Here is a 266-nt window from a genome sequence, read left to right as displayed (position 1 = left end):
CTGCGTGAACCACCGCGCGGTTATCACTGGGCAAACATCGACGGCAACTATGTGTTGATTGCTGCTGCAACCGGGGTAATTACTGCGCTGGTGCTGAACAGCGCCCTGAACTGATCCCCAGGGGATGGCTGCGGCCATCCCACTTTCTTTCCGTTTTGCCGCGCCAGCGGCTATCCTGACACTCCACGCTGAAAATTCCCTGTGTAAGGAGTCATGATGACGACGGTTAAGATGGTTGCGGTAGATATGGATGGCACCTTTCTGGA

General features: G+C 55.3%; 1 protein-coding gene. It reads left to right on the top strand.

Annotated features, from left to right (window positions below; all coding sequences use genetic code 11):
* Positions 1-114, top strand: coding sequence for an RcnB family protein (locus SB765_RS30335; protein WP_410932583.1), 114 nt, complete (start codon positions 1-3; stop codon positions 112-114).
* The last annotated feature ends 152 nt before the right edge of the window (positions 115-266 follow it).

The organism is Pseudomonas sp. SIMBA_067 (assembly GCF_046534675.1).
GTDB lineage: Bacteria > Pseudomonadota > Gammaproteobacteria > Pseudomonadales > Pseudomonadaceae > Aquipseudomonas > Aquipseudomonas putida.
Note: the sequence above shows the minus strand (reverse complement) of the source record. Positions and strands in the feature narration are given on the sequence as shown.